The following is a 21,033-nucleotide window of genomic DNA, read 5'->3' as shown; positions in this document are numbered from 1 at the left end:
GCTCCTTCGGGGCCGGACGGGGAGCCGGGCGCCTTGACATGGAACCACAGGGATGCTTCTAATCGGAATGTTTCTATTAGAAATATATCGGTTCGATGCATGGGGAGGGCGCATGGCGGCGCACGCGGTGAGGGACGAGACGGCGGCACGCGCGGGCACGGGCCCGGTGACGGGGGAGCGGATGCGCCGCGTCCTCGGCGCGTTCTGCACGGGAGTCGTGGTGGTCACGGCCATGGACGGGGACGAGCCGGTCGGCATGGCCTGCCAGTCGTTCTCGTCGCTTTCGCTGGACCCGCCCCTGGTCTGCTTCTGCCCCGGCGTGGCGTCCACCACCTGGCCGCGCGTGCGCTCGGCCGGCCGGTTCGCGGTGAACGTGCTCGCCGCGGACCAGGGCGAGCTGTGCCGGGCGATGGCGGGCCGGGACAAGTTCGCCGGTGTCGCCTGGACGCCGGGCCCGGGCGGCTCGCCGCTGCTGAACGGCGCACTCGCCTGGATCGAGGCCGACATCGAGCGGGAGCTGCCCGGCGGCGACCACGCCATCGTGGTCGGCCGCGTCCGGGACCTGGCCGCCGGCCGCGCCGCCCGGCCGCTGCTGTTCTTCCGCGGCGCCTTCGGCCATGCGCTCGCGGATTGAGCGCGGCGGACCAGTCGGTCGCCCGGTGCTAGTGCTTCGCGGACTCGGCGGCGAGTTCGTCCAGGTCGGCGAGCATCTGGCGGGTGAGTTCCCGCTCGGCCTCGTAGTAGCGCTGGGACCAGCGCAGCACCAGCTCCGGGTACGCCCACTCGGCGACCTCGGCGGCGCCCCCGGCGTCGCCCGCCGCACGCCGGCTCATCTTCTCGGCGTAGTCGCCGTGCTGCTCGAGGATCTCGCGGAGCCGGGCCGGTTCCATCAGGTGGCCGAGCCAGGTGCGCAGCATCACGCCGTGCTTGAGGACGGGCGGCTCGACCGGCGCCTCGCGCGCCCAGCGCGACACCGCGGCCATGCCCTCCTCGGTGATGGCGTAGACGCGCTTGCCCCGGGTGCTCTCGGTCAGCTCGACGCGGGACGTGGCGAACCCGAGCCTCTCCAGCCGCTTCAGCTCGCCGTAGATCTGGCTGTAGGAGGGGCTCCAGTAGAAGAACTTCAGGCTCCAGTCGGCCCACTTCTTCAGGTCGTAGCCCGACAGCTCCTCGCCGAAGGACAGCAGCCCGAGCACGGCCCAGCTGGTCGGCGGGAGGTTCGGCGTCCCGTCCTTCGCCGCCCTGTCTTTCCCCGTGCCGCGCGTTGCCCTGTCGTTCGGTGCCGTGTCGCTCACCCAGCCAGCGTACTGGCCGCCGCATGCCGGACGGTCATGTGGCGGCACAGCAATATATCTGTTAGGAATATTTCGAACCGGAATACTGGAGGACCCCGATGCAGTTCTCGATGATCTTCGAGGCCCAGCTGGCGAAGCCGACCCCCGAGCGCGAGCGGCAGCTGCTGCTCGACAGCGTCGACCAGGCCGTCTACGGCGAGGAGATGGGCTTCGACCGCGTCTGGGCCGTGGAGCACCACGGGCTGGAGCGCTACGCCCACATGAGCGCGTCCGAGATCTTCCTCAGCTGGGTCGCGGCGCGGACGTCCCGGATCCGCATCGGGCACGGCGTGGTCTGCATGCCGTTCAACTACAACCACCCCGTCCGGGTGGCCGAGCGGGTCGGGATGCTGGACGCGCTGTCGGGCGGCCGGCTCGACGTCGGCGGCGGGCGCGGCTCCACCCGGATGGAGATGGGGATGTACGGCGTCGAGCCGTCCACGACCTACCCGCAGATGGAGGAGTCGCTGCGCTTCCTCGCGAACGCGTGGCGCAAGGACGAGGTCGACTGGCACACCGACCTGCTGGACGTCGGCCCGGCGAAGATCCTGCCGCGGCCCGTGCAGACGCCGCACCCGCCGCTCTACATGGCCTGCTCGAAGCGCGACACCGTCAAGCTCGCCGCCGCGCTCGGCGTCGGCGCGCTGGTGATGGGCTTCGCCGGGCCCGAGGAGGTCAAGGAGATGTACGGCCTCTACTGGGACACCGTCCGCACCCGCACCCCGGAGCGGCTCGTCACCGCCGAGACCACGGACAGGTTCGTCGCGCTGTGCCCGACGATCGTGCTGGACGACGGCGACCGCGCCCTGCGCATCGGCGCGCGCGGCCAGCGGTTCTTCGCCGAGTCCATCGCGCACTGGTACGGCCACGGCCCCGCCCCCGCCGAGGACACCGAGGACGACGACAACATCGCCGCGCTCGCCCGCGACAAGGAGGCGCTGGTCGCCAAGCTCAACGAGGCCAACATCCCGGCGCGCCCGCAGGACACCGGCACCTTCAACGCCGAGCACGCCTACGGCACCGCCGAGTACGCGATCGAGTACGTCCAGCGGCTCGCCGACATCGGCGTCGACGAGATCATGTGCCTGATCCAGATGGGCACCGTCCCGCAGGAGGTGTGCATGGAGACGATCCGGCAGTGGGGCGAGACGGTCATCCCGCACTTCCGCGCCGCCGAGCGGTCCGGGTCCCGCGGATGAGGCTCGACGGGAAGGTCGCGATCGTCACCGGCGCCGCGCGCGGGCAGGGCGAGGCCGAGGCGCGGATGTTCGCCGAGGCAGGGGCCCGTGTCGTGCTCACCGACGTCCTGGAAGCCGAGGGCACGGCGGTGGCGGAGTCCCTTGGGAACGCCGCCCGGTTCGTCCGGCACGACGTGACGTCGGTCGGCGACTGGGAGCGGGTCGTCGCCGTCGCCGCGGAGGCGTTCGGCGGCGTGGACGTGCTGGTCAACAACGCCGCCATCTGGCGCACCACCCCGGTCGCAGAGGAGACCCGCGAGAACTTCGAGGAGATCCTGCGGGTCAACCTCGTCGGCCCGTTCCTCGGCATCCAGGCTGTGGTGCCCGCGATGCGCGAACGAGGCGGCGGCTCGATCGTGAACATCTCCTCGACGGCCGGCCTGCGCGGCATCCGTGGCCACTCCGCCTACGGCGCCAGCAAGTTCGGGCTGCGCGGCCTGACCCTGTCGGCCGCGCTCGACCTGGGCGCCGACGGGATCCGCGTCAACTCCGTCCATCCCGGCGTGATCGACACCCCGATGATCGCGAGCATCGGCGTGCAACGCGGCGCCGGAAAGGCGCCACGCGTCCCACTAGGCCGGGCGGGCATCCCCGAGGACGTCGCGGGCCTCGTCCTCTTCCTCACCTCGGACGCCTCCGCCTACATCACCGGCGCCGAACTCGCCGTGGACGGCGGCCTGAGCACCGGCTGACCCCTTCTCGTTGACTTGCGGCGAGTCGTCGTTATGAGCAGCGTCATGACGACGACTCGCCGCAACTCAACGCAGTTAGCGGGCGAGTAGTTGGTGGCGCAGGCGGGCTTCGGTGCGGGCGTCGATGCCGAGGCCGACGCGCAGGTAGCGGTCGAGCGTGCCGTAGGAGCGGCGGACCTGGTCGAGCGCCGCGTCCAGGTAGTCGGCCCGCACCTCCTAGATCGGGACGAGCAGGTCGGGATCCTGCATGTACCCGGCCGCCTTCAGTTGCGCGCGGGTGGCAGCGTCGGCGTCCCGCCGGTAGTCGTTCGACAGCAGGTAGTCGTACCGGGCGGTCTTGTCCGGGACGCCGAGCGCGCGCAGCAGCAGGTAGCTCGTCCAACCGGTCCGGTCCTTGCCGCTCGTGCAGTGGAACGCCAGGGGCGTCCGCGACCGGTCGGCGATGTCGCGCAGCGTCCGGCCGAAGGCCGCGCGGGAGCCGGCGTCGCCGACGAAGCTCCGGTACAGCACGCGCATGATCTCCGCGCCGCGCCCGCCGCCGAGCACGGACTCCTGCTTCGCGGGGTCCTTCGAGCCGATCGCGGCGTTCACGGCCGCGTACATGCCGGTGTCGGAGATCGGCCGGGCCGTCGCCGAGAGCCCCGGCGGCAGCCGGTCCGCGCCGTCGCCCGCGACCTCGCCCGGCGTGCGGAGGTCCACGACCTCGCGGATGCCGAGCCGGGCCAGCGCGCCGAGGTCGGCGTCCGTCGTGCGGTTCAGCGCGTCGGTCCGGAAGACGAGGCCGGACCGGACGCGCGCGTGCGACACCGTCCGGTATCCGCCGAGGTCGCGGAAGTTGACGGTGCCCTGCAGCGCGTCCCGCGCCTGCGCGACGGCCGCCGGGACGGGCGGGGGCCCGTCCCCCGCGCGGGGGCGGGGGAGGGGGGGGGGGCCCCGCCGCGACCGCGGCGGGGGAGGCGAACAGGCCGCCGACCGCGATGAGCGCGGCGACGCCCGCGCCACGAATCGAAGGCATGGGGATCCTCCTGGAAGGGGGTGAGAGGTGGCTCACACCGTAGGAACCCCTGCCGCGCGCGCTTGCGCGCCTTCCCGATGAGCGGGAGACCGCCTCCAGTCAGCGCAGCCGCGGGTGCGGGCCCGCGGTGAACAGGGCCCGCCACACGTCGCGGGCGGTGGTGAGCAGCGGCGGGACGATCCGGCGCGCGTCCATCCGGGCCGGCGGCCCGCAGACGGAGATCGCCGCGACCCCGCGCCCGGTGGCGTCGCGCAGCGGCGCGGCGACGCAGGACACGCCCCGGTGCCCCTCCTCGCGGTCGAACGCGACGCCGTGGTCGCGGATGTAGGCCAGCTCGCGGCGGAGCGCGCCGGGGTCGGTGATCGTGAACTTGGTGCGGGCGGGCAGCCCGGCGGCGAGCGTCTCGGCCAGCTCGTCCTCGCCGGCGAACGCCAGCAGCGCCTTGCCCGCGCCGGTGCAGTAGGCGGGCTGCCGGCCGCCGAGCCGGGACGGCACGCGCTCCTCCGTCCCGCCGCCGATCTTCTCCAGGTAGACGATCTCGGGGCCGTCCAGCACGGCCAGGTGCACCAGCGCGCCGGTCGCCTCGTGCAGCCGGCGCAGATGCGGAAGGGCCGTCTCGCGCAGCCGGTTCTGGTGGACCGCGAGCGCGCCGAGTTCGAGCAGGCCGAGGCCGAGCCGGTAGCGCGACCCGGTCCGCTCCAGGGCGCGCAGCTGGACGAGCTGGTCGAGGATGCGGTGCACCGACGACCGGGGCAGCCCGGTGCGCCGGACCACCTCGCTCATCGACAGCTCGGGGCTCGTGCTCGTGAAGGAGTACAGGATGCGCGCCGCACGGGCCAGCATCGAGGTCTCCAGGGGCGGCTCGGTCGCCGCGGCGGGTGCCGGCATGGGCTGATTCCTCCCGGCTTGTCTCCCGCTCAGCGGGAAGTCGTTATTTCTAATTGGAACACCATGCCTAGCGTGCACGCAACTCCCGGGTGAGCCGGATCACCCGGAACGGCGATCCGGGAGACGAGTGTCCGAGCGAGGAGCGAGCATGAGCGAGCAGGTTCTGGAGGCGGTGCGCGACCTCGTGCCCGCGATCGCGGAACGGGCCGGCGAGGCCGAGGAGGCGCGCCGGGTCCCGGAGTCCACGATCAAGGAGCTGGCCGGGACGGGGTTCTTCCGGCTGCTGCAGCCGAAGGCGTTCGGCGGCCACGAGGCCGACCCGGTCACGTTCTACACGGCCGTCCGGGAGATCTCCGCGGCCTGCGGGTCGACCGGCTGGGTCGCCTCGGTCGTCGGCGTGCACCCCTGGCAGCTCGGCCTGTTCCCGGTCCGGGCGCAGGAGGAGGTGTGGGGCGCCGACCCGAACACGCGGATCTCCTCGTCCTACGCGCCGACCGGGAAGATCACGCCGGTGGACGGCGGGTTCCGGGTGAGCGGCCGGTGGAGCTTCTCCTCCGGCTGCGACCACGCCAACTGGGTGTTCCTCGGCGGGCTCGTCCCAGGACCTGACGGCAACCCGGTCGATATGCGGACGTTCCTGCTGCCCCGCGCCGACTACCGGATCGACGACGTGTGGCACACGATCGGGCTGCGCGGCACCGGCAGCAACGACATCGTCGTCGAGGACGCGTTCGTCCCCGAGCACCGGACGCTGAGCTTCACCGACACCTCCGCCTGCGCCTGCCCCGGCCACGAGGTCAACAAGGCGCCGCTGTACAGGCTGCCGTTCGCGGCGGTGCTCTCCACGACGATCAGCATGCCGATCGCGGGCATCGCGCAGGGCGCGCTGGACGCCTACCTGAAGGCGACCCGCGAGCGCATCCGCGTCTCCTACGGCGGCCAGAAGGTGGCCGAGGACCCGCACGCGCAGGTCCGCATCGCCACCGCCGCCGGCGAGATCGACGCCGCGTGGACGCTGATGGAGCGCAACATCCGGGAGCTCATGGCGGCGGCCGAGGCGGGGGAGGAGTACTCGCTGAAGCTGCGGCTGCGCACCCGCCGCGACCAGGTCATGGCGACCGCCCGCGCGATCCGCGCCGTCGACCTGCTGTTCGAGAACGCGGGCGGCCACGCGCTCAAGGAGGGCCACCCGGTGCAGCGCGGCTGGCGCGACGCGCACGCCGGGCGCGTCCACGCCGTCAACGACCCGGAGCGGGCGCTGACCCTGTACGGCATGGGCGCGCTGGGCCTCGAGGTGACGGACACGATGATATGAGCGGCCCGGACTCCGCAGCCGGATTCCGGGACGTGCTCGGCCGGTTCGCGTCCGGCGTCACCGTCGTCACGTCCGTGGACGCCGACGGGCGGCCGGCGGGCCTGGCCTGCCAGTCGTTCGCGTCGCTGTCGCTGGACCCGCCGCTGGTGATGTTCTGCGTGGCCCGGACGTCCACGAGCTGGCCGCGCATCGCCGCGACCGGCCGCTTCGCCGTCAACGTCCTCGCCGAGGACCAGCGGGAGGTGTGCCGGGCGTTCGCGGTGAGCGGCGCCGACAAGTTCGCCGGCGTCGGCTGGACGGCCTCGCCGCACGGCACCGCGCACCTTGACGGGGCGCTCGCCGCGATCGACTGTGCGATCGAGGACGTCCACGAGGCCGGCGACCACCTCATCGTGGTGGGCGCCGTCCGCGAGCTGCACGAACGGCGCGACCACGGCCCGCTGCTGTACTTCCGCGGCGGGTACGCCGCCGGCGCCTTCCACTAGCCGAGAAGGGACCCATGCAAGCAGAACACGAGTACGACGTCGTGGTGGTCGGCTCCGGCGCGGGCGGGCTCACCGCGGCGGTCACCGCCCGGGCGCACGGCCTGACCGCGCTGGTGGTGGAGAAGACCGACCGGTACGGCGGGTCGACGGCACTGTCCGGCGGCGCGGTCTGGATCCCGAACAACCTCTACCTGGAGGAGGCCGGCCGGCACGACACCCTGGAGAACGCGCGCGCCTACATGGACGCGACGGTCGGCGACCGGGTACCGGGCGAGCGCAAGCACGCTTACCTGACGCGCGGCCCCGAGATGCTGCGCTTCCTGCGCGACCGGACGCGCTGGGTGCGGTTCGAGTACACACCGGGCTACTCCGACTACTACCCGGAGGCGCCCGGCGGGAAGCCGGAGGGCCGCTCCGTCGAGCCGTGCATCGTCGACGGCCGCAAGCTCGGCCCCGAGTTCGCCAGGATGCGCCGCGCCGGACTGCCGACGTACGGGATGACGATGACGTCCGCCGACTTCGGCAAGCTCAACATGGTCACCCGGACGTGGAAGGGCAAGCGGACGGCGATGCGCGTCGGCCTCCGCGCGGTCGGCGCCCTGCTGACCGGCCGGAGGCTGCTGTCGCTCGGGGAGGCGCTGATCGCCCGGCTGCGGCTCTCCCTCGCCGAGGCGGGCGGCGAGCTGTGGCTGTCCAGCCCGTTCCAGGACCTGGTCGTCGAGGACGGCCGGGTCACCGGGGTCACGGTCCGGCGCGGCGGCCGGGACGTGACGGTCCGCGCGCGGCGCGGCGTCGTCCTGGCGGCGGGCGGGTTCTCCCACGACCAGGCGCTGCGCGAGCAGTACCTCCCCACCCCGACCAGCACGGAGTGGACGCACGCCGCCGAAGGGCAGACCGGCGACACGCTCCGCGCCGGGCAGAGCCTCGGCGCCGCGACCGACCTGATGGGCAAGGTGTGGGGCGCGCCGTCCGTCCCGACCCCCGACGGCCGGCTGTTCTTCCTCGTCGCCGACCGCGCCATCCCGTCCATGATGATCGTGGACGGGACCGGGGAGCGGTACGCGCGCGAGTCGCTGCCCTACCACGAGTTCGTCGACCGGATGTACGAGCGCGGCATGCCCGCGATGGACTCCTGGATGATCATCGACGCGCGCGCCAAGGCCCGCTACGTGTTCGTCGGGCTGTTCCCCGGCCAGCCGTTCCCGAAGAAGTGGCGGGAGAGCGGCTTCCTCAAGACGGGGGACACGCCCGCCGAACTGGCCGCGCAGATCGGCGTCCCGCCCGGCCGGCTCGAAGCGGCCTTCAAACGGTTCAACGAGTTCGCGCGCGCCGGCAAGGACGCCGACTTCGGACGCGGCGACAGCGCCTACGACAACTACTACGGCGACCCGACGCTGCCGAACCCGAACCTCGCACCGCTGGAGAAGGGCCCGTTCTACGCGGTCCCGGTCGTCCCCGGCGACATCGGCACCAAGGGCGGCCTCGTCACCGACGCCGACGCCCGCGTGCTGCGCGCGGACGGGTCCGCGATCGAGGGCCTGTACGCCACCGGGAACTGCTCGTCGGCGGTGACCGGCGAGACCTACCCGGGCCCCGGCGCCACCATCGGGCCCGCCATGACGTTCGGCTACGCCGCCGCCACCCACATCGCCACCCACATCGCCACCCGGGCAGCCACCGTCCAGGCCGCCGGCGACGAGCCGGCCACGCAAGGAGGCACATCATGAACCACCGCGTCATCGAGGCCGCAGCGCCGCCGGAGCGGTTCGCCCGGGGCTGGCACTGCCTCGGCCTGGCGGACGCGTTCCGCGACGGCGAGCCCCACGCCGTCGAGGCGTTCGGCACCAAACTCGTCGTGTTCCAGGGCGAGAGCGGCGAGCTGAACGTCCTCAACGGCTACTGCCCCCACATGGGCGGCGACCTCACCCAGGGCACCGTCAAGGGCGACGCCATCGCCTGCCCGTTCCACGACTGGCGCTGGGGCGGCGACGGCAAGTGCGCGGGCATCCCCTACGCCAAGCGGGCGCCGCGCGGCGCCCGGACCCGGGCGTGGCCGGTGCTGGAGGAGAACAAGCAGCTGTTCGTCTGGAACGACCCGCAGGGCAACCCGCCGCCGCCCGAGGTGACGATCCCGCGGATCGAGGGCGCCTTCAGCGACGAGTGGAGCGGCTGGACCTGGAACACGCTGCGGGTGGACGGCTCGCACTGCCGCGAGATCGTCGACAACGTCGTGGACATGGCGCACTTCTTCTACATCCACTACGCGCTGCCGACCTACTTCAAGAACGTCTTCGAGGGGCACGTCGCCGCCCAGTACTTCGACGGGACGTCCCGCGACGACGCCTACCTCGGGTTCGTCCCGGGCCCGCCGCAGAAGATCGACCAGAAGTCCGAGGCCGCCTACTACGGCCCGTCCTACATGATCGACTACCTCTGGAACGAGGCGGAGGACATGACGGTCGAGACCGTCCTGATCAACTGCCACTACCCGATCAGCCCGACCTCGTTCATGCTCCAGTGGGGCGTGATCGTCAAGAAGTTCCCCGGCATGTCCGCCGAGGAGGCCGACGCGACGGCCGCGCAGGTCGCCGAAGGCGTCGGGCTCGGCTTCATGCAGGACGTCGAGATCTGGAAGAACAAGACCGCCATCGACAACCCGCTGCTGTGCGACCAGGACGGCCCCGTGTACCAGCTGCGCCGCTGGTACGACCAGTTCTACGTGGACGTCGAGGACGTCACGCCGGAGATGACCGACCGGTTCGAGTTCGAGATCGACACCTCCCGCGCCGTGGAGAACTGGCGCACGGAGGTCGCCGAGAACGTGGCGAACGGCGTGTCGTTCTCCGCGATCCCCGAGTCGATGCGGGCCTAGCGGATGCAGCCGGTCGACTGCCGGGCGTGCGGGGCCCGCGTCCTGGCCGAGAAGAACAGCCCGCCGCACACGAGCGTGCAGTGGACCGCCGCGGCCGGCGCCGCCTGCGGGGAGATCGCCCCGCGGGTGGCGGCCGGCGAGCCCGGCGCCCGCATCCCGCACTGCGGCGCGCTGCGCGCGTCCATCGAATGGGCGGTCGCCGAGGGCCTGGTGCGGATCGAGAACCCGGAGTGAGGGGTGGGGATGGCAAGCGGCGGCCACCGGCGCGGTGTTCGTCCCGATGGACGTGACGAGCGAGGACGACTGGGAGCGCGCGGTCGCGACCGCCGTCGACCGGTTCGGAAAGCTGAACGTGCTGGTCAACAACGCGGGGATCCTGCGGCACCGGCTGCTCACCGACATGACGCGCGAGCAGTTGCAGCAGGTCCTCGACGTGAACCTGGTCGGCCCGTGGCTCGGGATGCGGGCGGTGGTCGGGCCGATGAAGGCGGCGGGCGGCGGCTCGATCGTCAACACGTCCTCGATCGAGGGCTACGCGGCGGCGGGACTGTCGGCGTACGCGGCGAGCAAGTTCGGCGTCCGCGGCATCACCAAGGCCGGCGCCCAGGAGCTCGGCAGGTTCGGCATCCGGGTCAACTCGATCCACCCCGGCGGGATCGCGACGGAGCCACTGCACCGGGACCGAGATCCTCGTGGACGGGGGTCTGCTCAGCGGCCCCGGCTACTGACCGGGCCGGGCGGGACGCCGCTCGCCCGTCCCGCCCGGTTCGCGCCCTATGCGGCGGAGGATCGCGGGGTTACGTTGTGGTGTATCCCACCCATGGACCGCGATCCGGGAGGTCAGGCGCGTGAAGACCAGGGCAGCAGTACTCGCGGGACCCGGCAAGCCATTCGAGATCACCGAGCTCGACCTGGACGGCCCGAAGGACGGCGAGGTCCTCATCCGCTACGTGGCGGCCGGCCTGTGCCACTCCGACCTGCACCTCACCGACGGGGATCTGGTGCCGCGGTTCCCGATCGTCGGCGGGCACGAGGGCGCCGGCGTCATCGAGGAGGTCGGCGCCGGCGTCACCAAGGTCGCGCCGGGCGACCACGTCGTGTGCAGCTTCATCCCCAGCTGCGGGACGTGCCGCTACTGCTCCACCGGGCGGCAGAGCATCTGCGACATGGGCGCCACCATCCTGAACGGCGACATGCCCGACGGGACGTTCCGCTTCCACGGCGGCGGCGAGGACTTCGGCGCCATGTGCATGATCGGCACGTTCAGCCAGTACGCGACGATCTCCCAGCACTCGGTGGTGAAGGTCGACGAGTGGCTGCCGCTGGAGACGGCGGTGCTGGTCGGCTGCGGCGTCCCGACCGGCTGGGGGAGCGCGGTGTACGCGGGCGGCGTCCGTCCCGGCGACACCGTCGTGGTGTTCGGGATCGGCGGCATCGGCATCAACGCCGTCCAGGGCGCCCGGCACGCGGGCGCGGCCAACATCGTGGCGGTGGACCCGATCGCGTTCAAGCGCGAGAAGGCCCTCGAACTCGGCGCCACGCACGCCTTCGGCGACGCGGACGAGGCGCTCGCCAAGGTGATGGAGCTGACCTGGGGGCAGGGCGCCGACCAGGCGCTGGTGACGGTCGGCGTGGTGGACGAGGACGTCGTGAGCGCCGCGTTCAACGTGACCGGCAAGGGCGGCACGCTGGTGGTGACCGGGCTCGCGCATCCGGAGAAGCTCACGATCCACGTGTCCGGCGCCGTCCTGACGCTCTTCGAGAAGACGATCAAGGGGTCGCTGTTCGGGTCGGCGAACCCGCAGTACGACATCCCGCGCCTGCTGCGCCTGTACGACCAGGGCAAGCTCGACCTGGACGCGCTCGTGACCAGGCGGTACACGCTCGACCAGGTCAACGAGGGCTACCAGGACCTGCGCGACGGCAAGAACATCCGGGGCGTGATCGTGCACGAGCACTGACGCGCCGCCCGCTCCGCACCGCCCCGCGGCCCCGGCCGCGGGGCGGTTCCTTTGTTGGCGCTGCGCCAATAGCTATTGTCACTCCGCCAATAAGCGCCTAGACTCCGAGTCGATCCGGTGCCGGCCGCTCGCGCGCCCTAGGGTTGCGGCCGGCACCGGTTCTCCCGCCCGCGCGCGGGTAGGGCCCCGGCATGATCGATGCGGTGCTCTTCGACGTCGACGGAACGCTGGTCGACACCAACTACCTGCACGCCGCGACGTGGTGGCAGGCGTTCCTGCAGTACGGCCACACGGTCCCGATGGCGAACGTCCACCGGGCGATCGGGATGGGGTCGGACAAGCTGCTCGACCACCTGCTCCCGGACGACCGGGACCCCGACGCCGACGACGCGATCCGGTCGGCGCACAGCGCCCTCTACGCGCAGTACTGGACGCGGCTGAAGCCGTTCGACGGCGCCGCCGACCTGCTGCGCGCATGCCACGGGCGGGGGAGCCGGGTGGTGCTGGCCAGCTCCGCCGCCGAGCCCGAGCTGAAGGCGCTGCGCGCCGCGCTCGACGCCGACGACGCGATCGACGAGGCCACGTCGTCCTCGGAGGTGGAGGCGAGCAAGCCGTCCCCCGACCTCGTCGAGCTGGCGATGGAGCGCGCCGGCGTCCCCGCGTCGCGCGCGGTGTTCGTCGGCGACACCCGCTGGGACGTCGAGGCCGCCGCGCGGGCGGGCATGCCGTGCGTGTGCGTCCTCAGCGGCGGGTGGAGCCGGGACGAGCTGAAGGAAGCGGGCGCGGCGGCCGTCTACGACGACCCCCGCGCCCTCCTCGGCGATCTGGACGGGAGCCCGCTCGCCGGAGCGGGCTCCCGGACCTGATCAGGTCATGATCAGGAGGCGCGCTCGCGTTCGGCCGCGAGCTGCAGCGCCACGTCGATGATCATGTCCTCCTGGCCGCCGACGTAGCCGGCCTCGCCGACCTTCTGCAGGATCTCGTGCGTCGGCACGCCGTAGCGCTCCGCGGCCCGCTCGGCGTGCAGCAGGAAGCTGGAGTACACGCCCGCGTAGCCCTGCGTGATCGCGCCCCGGTCCGCGAACGGCAGCCGGTGCAGGAACGGCTTCACCACGTCGTCCGCGGCGGCCATCGCACCCTGCACGTCCACGCCGGTCGGGATGCCGAGCCGCTCGAACGTCGCGACCAGCACCTCGGTCGGCGAGTTGCCCGCGCCCGCGCCGAGCGCGCACAGCGCCCCGTCGATCTGCAGGGCGCCGTTCTGCTGCGCCAGCACCGAGTTCGCGACGCCGAGCGAGAGGTTCTGGTGGCCGTGGAAGCCGACCTGCGCCTCGTGCCCGATCTCCTTGACCAGCGCGCTGACCCGCTCCTGCGCGTCGCCGAGCACCAGCGCGCCCGCCGAGTCGACGACGTACACGCACTGCGCGCCGCCGTCCACCATGATCCGCGCCTGCTTCGCCAGCTCCTGCGGGCCGACCCGGTGCGACAGCATCAGGAACCCGACGGTCTCCATGCCGAGCTCGCGGGCCGCGGCGAAGTGCTGCAGCGACACGTCCGCCTCGGTGCAGTGCGTGGCGACCCGCGCCACCCGCGCGCCCGCGTCGTGCGCCATCTTCAGGTCGTTCACCGTGCCGAGGCCCGGCAGCAGCAGCACCGCGATCTTCGCCTGCGTCGCCTCGTCCACGGCGGCGGCGACGAGCTTGACGTCGTCCTCCAGCGAGAAGCCGTAGTTGAAGGACGAGCCGCCGAGGCCGTCGCCGTGCGTCACCTCGATGACCTCGACGCCCGCCCCGTCCAGCGCGTGCACGACGCCGCGGACCTGCTCCTCGGTGAAGCGGTGCGCCATCGCGTGGCTGCCGTCCCGCAGCGTCGAGTCGGTGATCCTGATCTTCTCTGCGGTCTGCTCGGTCATGAGGTGGCCTTCCTGCGCGCGAGCTGCTCGCCCACCCGGGCGGCGGCCGCGGTCATGATGTCGAGGTTGCCGGCCCACGGCGGCAGGTAGTCGCCGTTCCCGCGGACCTCCAGGAAGACCGCCACGCGCGCCATCCCGTTCCACAGGTCGCTGGGCCCGTCGAACTGCGGCTCCGCGCGCAGCGTGTACCCGGGGACGTACGTGGCGACCTCGCCGACCATCTTCTCGATCGACGCGGCGATCGCCTTGGTGTCGGCGTCGGACGGGATCGCGCAGAACACCGTGTCCCGCATGATCATCGGTGGGTCGACCGGGTTCAGGATGATGATCGCCTTGCCCCGGGCCGCGCCGCCGACCTGCTCGATCGCGCGCGCCGTGGTCTCGGTGAACTCGTCGATGTTCGCCCGGGTGCCGGGACCTGCGGACCGCGAGGAGATCGACGCGACGATCTCCGCGTACGGCACCGGGACGACCGACGACACCGCGTGCACGATCGGGATCGTCGCCTGCCCGCCGCAGGTGATCATGTTGAGGTTCGGCACGTCCGACAGCGTGTCCAGGTTCACCGGCGGGCACACCAGCGGCCCGGTGGCGGCGGGCGTCAGGTCGATCGCGGTGATCCCGGCCTCTTCGTAGCGCGGGGCGTTGGCGAGGTGCGCCTTCGCCGACGTGGCCTCGAACACCAGGTCGGGCAGGGTCGGCTGGTCCAGCAGCCAGTCCACGCCCTCCGCCGACGCCGGCACGCCCATCTCGCGGGCGCGGGCCAGGCCGTCGGACTCCGGGACCACCCCGACCATCGAGTGGACGTCGATCAGCTCGCTGCGCTTCAGCTTGACCAGCAGGTCGGTGCCGATGTTGCCCGGCCCGACGATGGCGGCCGTCAGCTTGCCCGTGCCTTCTCGAGGGGGGACGACCCCCCGCGCCCCCCGGGTCGCTTCGCTCATTCGCGCTCCTCCTTTCCGAACCGTGCGGTGACGGAACCGATCCCGGCGAACGTCGCCGTGAGCGTCTCTCCTGGCGCGACCGGGACGGCCGCGGTGATCGAACCGGGCAGCACCACGTGCCCGGCCTCCAGCGCGATGCCGCGCTCGCCCAGCACGTTGGCCAGCCACACCAGCGCGTTGATCGGCGAGCCCAGCACCGCACCGCCCGCGCCGGTGTCGATCAGGTTCCCGTCGCGGTGCAGCAGGCAGCCCATCAGCGCGAGGTCGAGGTCGCCCAGCCGGACCGGCCGGGTGCCGAGCACCAGGCCGCCGCTGGAGGCGTTGTCGGCGATCGTGTCCGGGAGGGTGATCTTCCAGTCCGCGATCCGCGAGTCGATGACCTCCAGCGCGGGCAGCACGTACTCCACCGCGGCGACCGCGTCGGCGGCCGTCGCGCCCGGCCCGGACAGCGGCCGGCCGAGCACGAACGCGACCTCCGGCTCCACCCGGGGCTGCAGGAACCGGCCCGCGTCGATCGGGGCGCTCTCCGGCAGGAACATCGAGTCGAGCAGGATCCCGAAGTCCGGCTGGTCCACGCCCATCTGGCGCTGCATCGCGGCCGACGTCAGGCCCACCTTGTGGCCCTTGATCCGGGCGCCCGCGGCGGTCCACGCGTCCGACTGGGCGCGCTGGATCGCGTACGCGTCGTCCACCGACATGTCGGGGTGCGACGCGGTCAGGGGCGGGATCGGGACGCCGGAGGCGTACGCGTCGAGCAAAGCCGTCGCGGCCTTCTCCACTGAACCCGGGTCCATGGCCGTTCCTTTCGTTGTCTCTGCGCCGAGCCTTCCGCGCCGGAGGCCGTCCCGGCAACGCGGTCGTCCCGCGTGGTGGGACACGTCTTCTACAGTGAGGCCATGCCGTCCGACGACACCTTCCTGCGCCGCGCCGTCGCGGTGCTGACCGCCTTCCGGGCGGACGACGACGGCCTGGGCGCGGCGGAGCTGGCGCGGCGCAGCGGCCTGCCGCGCTCGACGGCGCACCGCATCGCGCTCGACCTGGTGGAGGCGGGCCTGCTGGAGCGGCAGGGCCCCCGGGTGCGGCTCGGCCTCAAGCTGTTCGAGATCGGCCAGCGGGTGCCCCGGCAGCGCGTGCTGCGGGACGCGGCCGTGCCCTACATGTCCGACCTGCGGGAGGCGACGCGGCAGACCGTGCACCTCGCGGTCCTGGAGGGCGCCGAGGTCGTGTACGTGGAGATCCTCGGCGCCTCCGACGCGCCGAAGATGCCGTCGCAGGTCGGCGGGCGGCTGCCCGCGCACGCCACCGGCGTCGGCAAGGCGATCCTGGCGTTCTCGCCGCCCGAGGTCGTCCAGCGGGTGCTGGACGCAGGGCTGGTCAAGGTCGGCGAGCGGACGGTCGTCGCGCCCGGCCTGTTCACCCGGGAGCTGGCCAGGATCCGCGAGGAGGGCGTCGCCTACGACCGGGAGGAGTCGGGCAACGGCATCCTGTGCGCCGCCAGCCCCGTCCTCGGCCCGGACGGCGAGGCGATCGGCGCGCTGTCGGTGTCCGGCTGGTCCAACCGCATGCGCCTGGCCGCGGTCGCCCCCGCCGTCCACACCGCCGCGCTCACCCTCTCCCGGACGCTCGCGCACCGCTGACCTCGCCGGGGAGGTGGCGGGCGAGGAGCTGGGCGAGGTGCTCGCCGGGGCGGCCGGCGAGGTCGTCGAGCTGGGTGCGGCAGCTGAAGCCGTCGGCCAGGACGACGTCGTCCTCGGCGGCGCCGCGGACGGCGGGGAGGAGCGCGTGTTCGGCGATCGCGACGGAGACGTCGTGGTGTCCCTTCTCGACGCCGAAGTTGCCGGCGAGGCCGCAGCAGCCGCCGAGCCTGCCGACCTCGGCGCCCGCGTCCTTGAGCAGGGCGGCGTCCTTGTTCCAGCCCATGACGGCGTGGTGGTGGCAGTGCGGCTGTGCGACCCCGGTGACGCCGGTCAGGTCGGGCGGCGACCAGTCGGGCGTCTCGGCGAGCAGCTCGGCGAGGGTGCGGGTCGCGGCGGCGACCTCGCGGGCGGCGGCCGCGTCGGCGCCGCGCAGGAGCTCCTCGGCGTCCGAGCGGAGCACGCCGGTGCAGGACGGTTCCATGCCGACGACCCGGGCTCCCCGCCGCACGTGCGGCAGAAGGGCCTGGACGGTGCGCCGCAGCTGGGCGCGGGCGCCGTCGAGCTGCCCGGTGGAGATCCAGGTGATGCCGCAGCACACCGGCCGTTCGGTGACGGCCACGCGGTAGCCGGCGTGTTCGAGGACCTTGACGGTGGCGTCGGCGACGTCGGGGGAGAAGGCGTCGGTGAAGGTGTCGACGAACAGGACGACGTCGCCGTTGCGGCCGGCGGGGCTGCGGTGGGAGGCGAACCGGCGGCGGAAGGTCACCGGCGCGAACGCGGGCAGTGAGCGGCGGCGGTCGATGCCGGCGCTCCAGGCGACGAGCGGGCGCAGCGCCTGCGACTGCATCGCGGTGTTCATCAGCTTCACTGCGGCCGGTGCCTTCGCGGCCAGGCGCGTCCAGCGGGGCAGCCATCCCAGCGCGTAATGGGCACGGGGGCGGAGCCTGCGCCGGTAGCGCTGGTGGAGGGCCTCGGCCTTGTAGGAGGCCATGTCGATTCCGGTGGGGCAGTCGGACGCGCACCCCTTGCAGGATAGGCAGAGGTCGAGCACGTCGTGCACGGCCCGGGTCTTCCAGCCGTCCGGGCCGAGGTGGCCGGACACGACGTCCTGCAGGACGCGGGCCCGCCCTCGCGTGGTGTCCTTCTCCTCGCGGGTGGCCAGGTAGGAGGGGCACATCACCCCGCCGGTCCCGGTGTTGTCGGCGCGGCACTTGCCGACGCCGGTGCAGCGGTGCACGGCCCGCGACAGGTCGCCGCCGTTGTGGCGGTAGGCCAGGCCCAGCGTCGGCAGTTGCGCGCGGGTGACCGGGGGAATGCCCGCCATCCGCACGTCGGCGTCCACGGGCGCGGGCCGGACGATGATCCCGGGGTTCAGCAGGTCATCGGGGTCGAAGAGGTCCTTGACCTGCGCGCACAGCGCGAGCGCCTCGGGGGAGTACATGTGGGGTAGCAGTTCGCCGCGCGCCCGCCCGTCGCCGTGCTCACCGGACATCGTGCCGCCGTGCCGTGCCGCGAGGGCCGCCGCGTCGTTCAGGAAGTCGCGGAAGACGCGCGTGCCGCCGGGGCGGTCGAACGGGAAGTCGATGCGGACGTGCACGCATCCGTCGCCGAAGTGCCCGTACGGGACGCCGAACAGGCCGTGCTCGCCGAGGAGCGCCTCGAACTCGCGCAGGTAGGAGCCGAGCCGCTCCGGCGGGACGGCTGCGTCCTCCCAACCGGCGTGCGCCTGCCTGCCGTCCGGGGTACGCGCCACCAGGCCCGAGCCGTCCTCGCGGATCCGCCACAGCGCGTCGGCCAGCGTCATGTTCTCGACCAGCATCGAGCCGGCGCTCGCCGAGTCGGCGACGACGCGCCGCGCGGTCTCCCGCAGCGCGCCGATCTCCGGGCCGGCCAGCTCCACCAGCAGCCAGCCCGATCCGTCCGGCAGCGGCGGCACGGCGTCCGGCCCGCGCCGGTCCCGCACGACGTTCGTGATCCGGGAGTCGAGCCCTTCGCAGGCGACCGGGCCGTGCGGCAGGATCGCTGGGACGGCGTCCGCCGCCTCCGCCATCGAGCCGTACCCGAGCACGACCAGCAGCCTGCAGGCGGGTTCACGGACCATCCGCAGCCGCGCCGCCAGCGTCACCGCGAGGGTCCCCTCGGTGCCGACCAGCGCCCGCGCGACGTCGAAGCCCTTCTCCGGCAGCAGATGCTCCAGGGAGTAGGCCGACACCTGCCGGCCGAACCGCCCGAACTCGGTCCGGATCAGCGCGAGATGCCCGCCGACCAGGTCCCGCAGCCGCTCCAGCAGCGGGCCGCCGGCGGCGGGTCCCGGGACGTCGCCGAGCCGCAGCCGCTCCCCGGAACCGGTGACGGCGTCGAGGCCGAGCACGTTGTCGGAGGTGCGCCCGTAGCCGAGCGCCCGCGACCCGCAGGCGTTGTTGCCGATCATCCCGCCGAGCGTCGCGCGCGTCCGGGTGGACGGGTCGGGCCCGAACCGCAGCCCGTGCGCGCCGGCGACCTGGTGCAGCCGCGCCTGGACGATCCCGGGCTCGACCAGGGCGGTCCCGGCGTCCGGGTCGATCTCCAGGACGCGGTTCAGGTGCCGGCTCGCGTCCACGACGACACCGGGCCCGACCGCGTTGCCCGCAATGGACGTGCCCGCGCCGCGCATCGTCAGCGGCGCCCCGTACTCCCGGCAGACCGCCAGCACCGCGGGCAGCTCCTCGGTGTCCCGGGGCGTCACCACCACCTGGGGCGCGACGCGGTACAGCGAGGCGTCCGAGGAGTACATCGACCGGGCCAGCGCCGAGTCGTCCACGCCGCCGACGCCGGCGCGCCGCAGTGCCTCCACGAGACCGCCGTGATCGCTCACATCCGCCCCTTCGCCTGGACCGCCGCCCGCGGCGGCGCCTTGCGGACGACGGTAGTACCGCGCCGCCCCGGTCGCGGTGACCGGGCGCCGGGTGGGTCGCGCCCGGCGCCCGGCGTGGCCGCGCCGGGCGAATCCCGATGGCCGCTCACCGCGGCCCCTTTTCGGAGAACGGTCGTTTAAATACGACAAAGCAGGCATTCAGAACTGATCAAGGAGTTGGGCGGCCAAAGGAGGCGGTGTCCCGACGGTTAGCACTACATGCCCTTGTTGCACACGTTGAATTCTGCCTACACTCGCCCGTGTCAGGTGAGTTTCCTCAGTGGTCAGACAAATGGAGGACGACAACGTGACCGACGTGTCGGAAGAATGTCCGCCGTCTTATCCGCACTCGGCGGAGGCGAAGGAGTCGCTGTTCGCCGCGTTCGATCCGGCGCTCTTCCGAAGGAATTCCGAGGCGGTCGTCGCGCGGCTGGAGTCGCATCTGGCCGACCTGTCGGTCCGCGGCCTGGACCTGTCCGACCCGGGCGCGCTGTCGCGGGCCGCGCGGGCGCTCATGACCACCGAGCGCGAGACCATCGCCGACTTCGACGACAAGCGGCTCGCCGCGATCGTCGACCTCTACGTCCGCACCGGGATCCAGGTGCACTCGCCCGGCTACATGGGCCGGCAGTTCTCCGGCACCGTCCCGCTGGCCGGCGTGGTCGACTTCGTCGGCTCGGTCGTCAACCAGCCGTCGTCCTACTACGAGGCCGGCCAGCTGCCGATCACCGCCGAGCGGATCATGGCCGACGAGCTCAACCGCTTCATCGGCTGGGAGCCGGGCCGGTTCGCGATGGTCACCACGTCCGGCGGCTCGCTGGCCAACCTCACCGCGCTGCTGGCCGCCCGCAACCGCGCCTGCCCCGGCATCTGGGCGCGCGGCGAGCACCGCGGCCGCGGCCGCCCGGCGATCGCCGTCGGCGAGGACGTGCACTACAGCGTGACCCGCGCGGCCGGCATCCTCGGCATCGGCGAGTCCCGGATCGTCCGGCTCCCGCTGGACCGGCGCGGCCGGATCGCCGCCCGCCGGGTGCCCGCCGTGCTCGCCGCCGCCGAGCGCCGCGGCCTGGAGGTCTTCTGCATGGTGGCGTCGGCCGGCACCACCGCGCTCGGCGCCTTCGACCCGATCGACGAGCTGGCCGGCATCGCCGCCGGGCGCGGCATCTGGCTGCACGTGGACGGCGCGCACGGCGCCAGCCTCCTGGTCTCCGACGCGCTGCGGCACCGGCTGCGCGGCATCGAGAAGGCCGACTCGCTGACCTGGGACGCGCACAAGCTGATGTTCGTCCCGGCGCCCTGCACGATGCTGTTCTACCGGAACGCGCAGGACGCGCCCGGCGCCTTCCAGCGCCGCGTCGCCAGCTACGTCTTCGACGAGGAACCGGACGCGCACTGCGAGTTCGACAGCGGCGACAGGAACGTCGAATGCACGAAACGCCCGATGATCATGCCGTTGTGGACGCTCTGGGCGATGTACGGGCGCGCGCTGTTCGCCGAGAAGATCGAGCATTTGTGCCGCACCACGAATGAGGCTTACGGCGTCCTTACCGAGGAACCCGACTTCGAGACCCTGCACCAGCCGGAAGCCAACATTCTCTGTTTCCGCTACCGCCCGCAAGGAATAGGCGAGGACCAGGTCCACCGCCTCCAACTGCGGATCAGGAAACAGGTCAGGCTGGCCGGCCGGTTCTTCATTTCCAAGGTGAACGTGCGGGGCGTCGCCGCCCTGCGCGTCGTCCTGATGAACCACCAGGTGAGCGCCGAGCATTTCCGGATGCTCCTCGCCGAGATCAGGACCACCGGCGAGCGCCTGCTCCGCGACGACGACCTCGCCTGACGGCCCGCCC

18 protein-coding genes and 2 pseudogenes are annotated in these 21,033 nt (G+C 72.7%); 13 read left to right on the top strand and 7 right to left on the bottom strand.

The features are described 5' to 3' along the window. Nucleotides 1-112 precede the first annotated feature (112 nt). Nucleotides 113-634, top strand: a complete 522-nt coding sequence (locus ABD296_RS11835) for a flavin reductase family protein (protein ID WP_344264909.1) — start codon at nt 113-115, stop codon at nt 632-634. A gap of 28 nt (nt 635-662) precedes the next feature. On the opposite strand, the gene ABD296_RS11830 is transcribed toward ABD296_RS11835, so the two are convergent. Further along, nucleotides 663-1,295, bottom strand: coding sequence for a PadR family transcriptional regulator (locus ABD296_RS11830; RefSeq protein WP_344264906.1), 633 nt, complete (start codon nt 1,293-1,295; stop codon nt 663-665). 98 nt (nt 1,296-1,393) lie between these two features. On the opposite strand from ABD296_RS11830, the gene ABD296_RS11825 reads away from it, so the two are divergent. Continuing rightward, complete coding sequence (locus ABD296_RS11825; RefSeq protein ID WP_344264903.1) at nt 1,394-2,533, top strand: LLM class flavin-dependent oxidoreductase; 1,140 nt, start codon at nt 1,394-1,396, stop codon at nt 2,531-2,533. After that, nucleotides 2,530-3,264 carry a glucose 1-dehydrogenase gene (locus ABD296_RS11820; protein WP_344264900.1) on the top strand — a complete coding sequence of 245 codons (735 nt, stop codon included), beginning with the start codon at nt 2,530-2,532 and terminating at the stop codon, nt 3,262-3,264. The genes ABD296_RS11825 and ABD296_RS11820 overlap by 4 nt, the downstream gene beginning before the upstream one ends. Before the next feature lie 75 nt (nt 3,265-3,339). Here the strand turns inward: ABD296_RS11820 and ABD296_RS11815 are convergent. Together ABD296_RS11815 and ABD296_RS11810 are read right to left on the bottom strand one after the other, a co-directional pair. Then, nucleotides 3,340-4,266 (bottom strand): annotated as a pseudogene (locus ABD296_RS11815) (tyrosine-protein phosphatase). Between the two features lie 112 nt (nt 4,267-4,378). After that, on the bottom strand, nt 4,379-5,167 hold the full coding sequence (locus ABD296_RS11810) for an IclR family transcriptional regulator (RefSeq protein WP_344264897.1): 789 nt from the start codon (nt 5,165-5,167) through the stop codon (nt 4,379-4,381). Between the two features lie 148 nt (nt 5,168-5,315). Here ABD296_RS11810 and hsaA point away from each other — a divergent pair, with 148 nt between their 5' ends. The 8 genes and pseudogenes from hsaA to ABD296_RS11770 all read left to right on the top strand — a co-directional run bounded on the left by hsaA (nt 5,316) and on the right by ABD296_RS11770 (nt 12,666). Then, nucleotides 5,316-6,482 (top strand): 3-hydroxy-9,10-secoandrosta-1,3,5(10)-triene-9,17-dione monooxygenase oxygenase subunit, encoded by a 1,167-nt coding sequence (gene hsaA, locus ABD296_RS11805; RefSeq protein WP_344264895.1) that lies wholly within the window; start codon nt 5,316-5,318, stop codon nt 6,480-6,482. Continuing rightward, on the top strand, nt 6,479-6,967 hold the full coding sequence (locus tag ABD296_RS11800) for a flavin reductase family protein (RefSeq protein ID WP_344264893.1): 489 nt from the start codon (nt 6,479-6,481) through the stop codon (nt 6,965-6,967). Before hsaA ends, ABD296_RS11800 begins: the two co-directional genes overlap by 4 nt. Before the next feature lie 14 nt (nt 6,968-6,981). Continuing rightward, a complete protein-coding gene (locus ABD296_RS11795; RefSeq protein ID WP_344264891.1) occupies nt 6,982-8,694 on the top strand; it encodes an FAD-dependent oxidoreductase in 1,713 nt (570 codons plus the stop codon). Next, nucleotides 8,691-9,839, top strand: a complete 1,149-nt coding sequence (locus tag ABD296_RS11790) for a Rieske 2Fe-2S domain-containing protein (RefSeq protein WP_344264889.1) — start codon at nt 8,691-8,693, stop codon at nt 9,837-9,839. Before ABD296_RS11795 ends, ABD296_RS11790 begins: the two co-directional genes overlap by 4 nt. 3 nt (nt 9,840-9,842) lie before the next feature. Further along, nucleotides 9,843-10,073 (top strand): ferredoxin, encoded by a 231-nt coding sequence (locus ABD296_RS11785; protein ID WP_344264886.1) that lies wholly within the window; start codon nt 9,843-9,845, stop codon nt 10,071-10,073. A 46-nt stretch (nt 10,074-10,119) separates the two neighbouring features. Continuing rightward, nucleotides 10,120-10,458: pseudogene (locus ABD296_RS11780) on the top strand (SDR family NAD(P)-dependent oxidoreductase); the annotation flags it as partial. A 229-nt stretch (nt 10,459-10,687) separates the two neighbouring features. Next, nucleotides 10,688-11,800 (top strand): NDMA-dependent alcohol dehydrogenase, encoded by a 1,113-nt coding sequence (locus ABD296_RS11775; RefSeq protein ID WP_344264883.1) that lies wholly within the window; start codon nt 10,688-10,690, stop codon nt 11,798-11,800. A gap of 191 nt (nt 11,801-11,991) precedes the next feature. Then, nucleotides 11,992-12,666 (top strand): HAD family hydrolase, encoded by a 675-nt coding sequence (locus ABD296_RS11770; protein ID WP_344264881.1) that lies wholly within the window; start codon nt 11,992-11,994, stop codon nt 12,664-12,666. A gap of 11 nt (nt 12,667-12,677) precedes the next feature. Here the strand turns inward: ABD296_RS11770 and dmpG are convergent, their stop codons facing one another. Genes dmpG through ABD296_RS11755 form a run of 3 tightly spaced genes read right to left on the bottom strand, consistent with a single transcriptional unit; the run spans nt 12,678 to nt 15,450 of the window. Beyond that, nucleotides 12,678-13,712 (bottom strand): 4-hydroxy-2-oxovalerate aldolase, encoded by a 1,035-nt coding sequence (gene dmpG / locus ABD296_RS11765; RefSeq protein ID WP_344264879.1) that lies wholly within the window; start codon nt 13,710-13,712, stop codon nt 12,678-12,680. Beyond that, the gene (locus ABD296_RS11760; RefSeq protein WP_344264876.1) at nt 13,709-14,656 is read right to left on the bottom strand and encodes an acetaldehyde dehydrogenase (acetylating); all 948 of its coding nucleotides are present in this window, start codon (nt 14,654-14,656) and stop codon (nt 13,709-13,711) included. Before ABD296_RS11760 ends, dmpG begins: the two co-directional genes overlap by 4 nt. Continuing rightward, nucleotides 14,653-15,450 carry a 2-keto-4-pentenoate hydratase gene (locus tag ABD296_RS11755; protein ID WP_344264873.1) on the bottom strand — a complete coding sequence of 266 codons (798 nt, stop codon included), beginning with the start codon at nt 15,448-15,450 and terminating at the stop codon, nt 14,653-14,655. Before ABD296_RS11755 ends, ABD296_RS11760 begins: the two co-directional genes overlap by 4 nt. Nucleotides 15,451-15,552: 102 nt before the next feature. Here ABD296_RS11755 and ABD296_RS11750 point away from each other — a divergent pair, with 102 nt between their 5' ends. After that, nucleotides 15,553-16,293, top strand: a complete 741-nt coding sequence (locus ABD296_RS11750; RefSeq protein WP_344264871.1) for an IclR family transcriptional regulator — start codon at nt 15,553-15,555, stop codon at nt 16,291-16,293. On the opposite strand, the gene ABD296_RS11745 is transcribed toward ABD296_RS11750, so the two are convergent. Next, nucleotides 16,262-19,066 (bottom strand): FAD-binding and (Fe-S)-binding domain-containing protein, encoded by a 2,805-nt coding sequence (locus ABD296_RS11745; protein WP_455363855.1) that lies wholly within the window; start codon nt 19,064-19,066, stop codon nt 16,262-16,264. The two genes, ABD296_RS11750 and ABD296_RS11745, sit on opposite strands and share 32 nt — an antisense overlap. 427 nt (nt 19,067-19,493) lie before the next feature. On the opposite strand from ABD296_RS11745, the gene ABD296_RS11740 reads away from it, so the two are divergent. After that, the gene (locus ABD296_RS11740) at nt 19,494-21,023 is read left to right on the top strand and encodes a pyridoxal phosphate-dependent decarboxylase family protein (protein WP_344264867.1); all 1,530 of its coding nucleotides are present in this window, start codon (nt 19,494-19,496) and stop codon (nt 21,021-21,023) included. Nucleotides 21,024-21,033: the final 10 nt, after the last annotated feature.

The organism is Actinomadura napierensis (assembly GCF_039529375.1).
Taxonomy (GTDB): Bacteria; Actinomycetota; Actinomycetes; order Streptosporangiales; family Streptosporangiaceae; genus Spirillospora; species Spirillospora napierensis.
The sequence above is the reverse complement of the archived record's forward strand: the minus strand, read 5'-3'. Positions and strand labels throughout refer to the sequence as shown.

Excerpts from the sequence above, each read along its gene's own strand:
- ABD296_RS11825 (WP_344264903.1), top strand. The coding sequence starts at position 1,394 with ATGCAGTTCTCGATGATCTTCGAGGCCCAGCTGGCGAAGCCGACCCCC.
- ABD296_RS11750 (WP_344264871.1), top strand. The coding sequence starts at position 15,553 with ATGCCGTCCGACGACACCTTCCTGCGCCGCGCCGTCGCGGTGCTGACC.
- ABD296_RS11800 (WP_344264893.1), top strand. The coding sequence starts at position 6,479 with ATGAGCGGCCCGGACTCCGCAGCCGGATTCCGGGACGTGCTCGGCCGG.
- ABD296_RS11820 (WP_344264900.1), top strand. The coding sequence starts at position 2,530 with ATGAGGCTCGACGGGAAGGTCGCGATCGTCACCGGCGCCGCGCGCGGG.
- dmpG (WP_344264879.1), bottom strand. The coding sequence starts at position 13,712 with ATGACCGAGCAGACCGCAGAGAAGATCAGGATCACCGACTCGACGCTG.
- ABD296_RS11810 (WP_344264897.1), bottom strand. The coding sequence starts at position 5,167 with ATGCCGGCACCCGCCGCGGCGACCGAGCCGCCCCTGGAGACCTCGATG.
- ABD296_RS11745 (WP_455363855.1), bottom strand. The coding sequence starts at position 19,066 with ATGTACTCCTCGGACGCCTCGCTGTACCGCGTCGCGCCCCAGGTGGTG.
- ABD296_RS11770 (WP_344264881.1), top strand. The coding sequence starts at position 11,992 with ATGATCGATGCGGTGCTCTTCGACGTCGACGGAACGCTGGTCGACACC.
- ABD296_RS11795 (WP_344264891.1), top strand. The coding sequence starts at position 6,982 with ATGCAAGCAGAACACGAGTACGACGTCGTGGTGGTCGGCTCCGGCGCG.
- ABD296_RS11760 (WP_344264876.1), bottom strand. The coding sequence starts at position 14,656 with ATGAGCGAAGCGACCCGGGGGGCGCGGGGGGTCGTCCCCCCTCGAGAA.
- ABD296_RS11790 (WP_344264889.1), top strand. The coding sequence starts at position 8,691 with ATGAACCACCGCGTCATCGAGGCCGCAGCGCCGCCGGAGCGGTTCGCC.
- hsaA (WP_344264895.1), top strand. The coding sequence starts at position 5,316 with ATGAGCGAGCAGGTTCTGGAGGCGGTGCGCGACCTCGTGCCCGCGATC.
- ABD296_RS11785 (WP_344264886.1), top strand. The coding sequence starts at position 9,843 with ATGCAGCCGGTCGACTGCCGGGCGTGCGGGGCCCGCGTCCTGGCCGAG.
- ABD296_RS11755 (WP_344264873.1), bottom strand. The coding sequence starts at position 15,450 with ATGGACCCGGGTTCAGTGGAGAAGGCCGCGACGGCTTTGCTCGACGCG.
- ABD296_RS11835 (WP_344264909.1), top strand. The coding sequence starts at position 113 with ATGGCGGCGCACGCGGTGAGGGACGAGACGGCGGCACGCGCGGGCACG.